Origin of the sequence: Variovorax sp. CAN15 (assembly GCF_030462475.1) — a bacterium.
GTDB lineage: Bacteria > Pseudomonadota > Gammaproteobacteria > Burkholderiales > Burkholderiaceae_C > Variovorax.
The window spans coordinates 1-3,536 of record NZ_JASMRZ010000159.1; the positions used below are offsets into that span (position 1 = coordinate 1).

General features: G+C 69.3%; 4 protein-coding genes. All 4 read right to left on the minus strand.

Going from position 1 to position 3,536, the window contains the following annotated elements; genetic code table 11:
- Window positions 1-17 precede the first annotated feature (17 nt).
- Entirely contained in the window at window positions 18-1,058 is a 1,041-nt protein-coding gene (locus QMO14_RS32915; RefSeq protein ID WP_301512323.1) for an ABC transporter ATP-binding protein, read from the minus strand.
- 10 nt (window positions 1,059-1,068) lie between these two features.
- Window positions 1,069-1,971 carry an ABC transporter permease gene (locus tag QMO14_RS32920; RefSeq protein ID WP_301512326.1) on the minus strand — a complete coding sequence of 301 codons (903 nt, stop codon included), beginning with the start codon at window positions 1,969-1,971 and terminating at the stop codon, window positions 1,069-1,071.
- A gap of 27 nt (window positions 1,972-1,998) precedes the next feature.
- The gene (locus QMO14_RS32925; protein WP_301512324.1) at window positions 1,999-2,934 is read right to left on the minus strand and encodes an ABC transporter permease; all 936 of its coding nucleotides are present in this window, start codon (window positions 2,932-2,934) and stop codon (window positions 1,999-2,001) included.
- A 25-nt stretch (window positions 2,935-2,959) separates the two neighbouring features.
- Window positions 2,960-3,536: ABC transporter substrate-binding protein (locus tag QMO14_RS32930; protein ID WP_301512325.1), on the minus strand; the 577-nt coding region annotated here is incomplete at its 5' end.

The window sequence follows — 3,536 nt, forward strand, 5'->3', positions numbered from 1 at the left end:
CTTTGCAGCAGCGGTCGTCATGTGGCCATCTCCTCGGCGCCGGCGTGTTGGTCCCAGTGTTCCTCGACTGCGAAGCAGGCCACCACGTGGTCGCCGCCCTGCGCCACGAGCTTCGGCGTCTCGACCCGGCAGCGTTCGCGCGCATGGCTGCAGCGCGCGGCGAAGGCGCAGCCCCGGCCCAGCTCGTGCGCGGCCGGCACCAGCCCCGGGATCTCGGTGAGCCGCGTGCTCGCGGTGTTCATCGCGGGCATCGAGGCCATCAGCGCGCGGGTGTAGGGATGCAGCGGGCGGTCGAACAGGTCGATCACGTCGGCTTCTTCCACTTTCTTGCCGGCATACATGACCACCACGCGGTCGCAGCTCTCGGCTACCACGCCGAGGTCGTGCGTGATCATCACCACGCCCATGCCCAGTTCCTTCTGCAGCCGCTTGATGAGGTCGAGGATCTGCGCCTGGATGGTCACGTCCAGCGCGGTCGTCGGCTCGTCGGCGATCAGCACCTCGGGGTTGCAGGCCAGGGCCAGCGCGATCATCACGCGCTGGCGCATGCCGCCCGAGAGCTGGTGCGGGTACTCGTTCACGCGGCGCTCGGGCTCGGGGATCTGCACCACGCGCAGCATTTCTACCGCGCGCTTCATCGCGTCGGCGCGGCTGGCCTTCTGGTGCAGCTGCACCGTCTCGGCGATCTGCCGGCCCACGGTCAGCACCGGGTTCAGCGATGTCATCGGCTCCTGGAAGATCATCGAGATGCGGTTGCCGCGGATCTGCCGCATCTCGCGCTCACTGAGCTGCATCAGGTCGGTGCCGCGCAGGCGCACGGCGCCCATGTGGCGGCCTGGTGGTATCGGCACCAGCCGCAGGATCGACAGCGCGGTCACGCTCTTGCCGCATCCCGATTCGCCGACCACGCCCAGCGTGCGGCCCGCGCGAACGGTGTACGACACCCCGTCGACCGAGCGCACCACGCCGGCAAGCGTATGGAAGTGAGTGCGCAGGTTGTCGACCTCGAGCAGCGGCTCGCCCGGAGCGAGCGCGGTGTGGGACATGTGGATCGTCATGGCACGTCCTTCACAGTTGCCGTGCCAGGCGCGGATCGAGCGCATCGCGCAGGCCGTCGCCGAGCAGGTTGATGGCCAGCACCGTGGCCGCCAGCAGCAGCCCCGGGTACAGGATGATGTGGAACGCCACGGTCACGAAGTTGCGGCCCTCGGCCATCATGTTCCCCCAGCTCGGCGTCTGCGAAGGCACGCCCACGCCGAGGAACGACAGCGCCGCCTCCGTCAGCACCGCGGCGGCCGCCACGAAGGTGGCCTGCACCACCAGCGGCGCCACGATGTTCGGCAGCACGTGGCGCACCAGGATCACCGGCAGTCGCGTGCCCACCGCGTGCGCGGCCTCCACGAAGAGCTGCTCGCGCAGCGTGAGCGCCAGCGAGCGCACCAGCCGCACCACGCGCGGAATCTCCGGCACCGTGATGGCGATGATCACCGTCGTCAGGCTGGCGCGCGTGACCGCCATCAGCGCGATGGCAAGCAGGATGCCCGGGATGGCCATGAGCCCGTCCATCACGCGCATGATCGGCCCGTCCGCCCAGCGCACGAAGCCCGCCACCAGCCCGAGCGCGACGCCGAAGAAGGTGGCCAGCAGCGCGACCGAGGCGCCCACGATCATCGACACCCGCCCGCCCCACACGGCACGGCTGAACACGTCGCGGCCCAGCGCGTCGGTGCCGAACCAGTGCTCGGCCGAGGGCAGCTGCATGCGCGCGAGCGGGTCGATGTCCTGCGGGTCGTGCGTGGCGATCCACGGAGCGGCGATGGAAAGGGCCGCCACCGCGATCAGCAGCAGCGCGCCGACGATCAGCGTCGGGTGCTTGCGCAGCCAGCGCAAGCGCGGCGGAGCGAAAGGCGCCTCGACCGGCGGCGCGACTTCAGCGGTTGCGGGCGTCGCGGGCACGTCGATGTCGCTCATGGGTAGTACGGTGGACATGGAGCGGTTTCAGTACTGGATTCGCGGATCGAACAGGCGGTAGCTCAGGTCGATCAGCAGGTTGATCAGCACGTACACGCCCGCCGACAGCAGCAGCACGCTCTGGATCACCGGGTAGTCGTGGCGCTGCACCGAGTCGATCACCAGCCGGCCTACGCCGGGAATGGCGAACACCGTCTCGGTGACCACCACGCCGCCGATCAGCAGCGCGATGCCCGCGCCCACGGTGGTGGCGATGGGAATGGCCGCGTTGCGCAGCGCATGGCCCAGCACCGGCAGCACGCCCAGGCCCTTGGCGCGGGCGGTGCGGATGTAGTCCTCGTGCAGCACCTCGAGCACGGTCGCGCGCGTCATGCGCGTCACCAGCGCGATGTAGACCAGCGCGAGGTTCACGCAGGGCAGCACCAGCGAGCGCAGCCACTCGCCCGGGCCTTCGGCGAAGCGCACGTAGCCCTGCACCGGAAACCACGGCAGCTGGATCGCGAAGCTGTAGACCAGCAGGTAGCCCACGAGGAACACCGGCACCGAGAAGGCCAGCACCGCGAACAGCATCACCAGCCGGTCGATCCAGCTGCCCGCGCGGTAGGCCGCGAGCGTGCCCAGAGGCACCGACACCACCAGCGTGATGAGCATGGTCAGCGCCGCGATCGACACAGTGGGCTCCAGGCGCTGCCCCAGCAGCTGCGTGACCGGCATCTGCGTGAAGATCGAGGTGCCCAGGTCGCCGGTGAAGAGCTTGCCTATCCACAGCCCGAACTGCTGCCACAGCGGCAGGTTCAGGCCGAGCGCGGCGCGCAGCTTCTCGATGTCTTCCGTGGTGGCGAGGTCGCCCGCGATGAGCGCGGCCGGATCGCCCGGCGACAGGTGGATCAGCAGGAACACCACCACGGCCACCACCGCCATGACGGGCAGGGTCGCGATGAATCGTCGAATGAGGTAGCCCATGGCGGTGCCCTTGAACTGAGTTGGCTTACTGCCTGTCGAGCGCCCAGACCGTCGGCATGCCGGACCAGAGCTTGTCCAGCCCCTTCAGGCTGGTGCGCGCGGCGAAGGCGGCCGAGTACTGGCCCGCATTGATGTACGGCACGGCTTCATACGCGCGGGCCTGGAAGGCGTCCAGCAGTTCCTTGCGCCTGGCGGGCACGGTTTCCTTCAGCCACGCGGTGCGCAACTCGTCGAGCTGCTTGTCGCAGGGCCAGCCTGGCAGGGTGTTGCCACAGGCCGCGCTCAGGTAGGCGTTGCTGATGGGCGAGTTGGCGTCGAACTCGCCGGCCACGGTGACGTACATGTTCCAGCCGCCGGCATCGCCAGCATCGCGCTTGGCGCGGCGCGCGCCGATGGAAGCCCAGTCCATGGTCTGGGCGTCGACGTTCAGGCCGATGCTCTTCATGGTCTGCGCGGCCATCAGCGCCTCGGCGTTCAGGTAGGGCACGTCGCTGGGCACCAGCAGCACCACCTTCTCGCCCTTGTAGCCGGCGTCGGCGAGCATCTTCTTGGCCTTGGCGACGTCGGCCTTGCGGTAGGGCTCGGCGCCGGCCGCGGTGTCG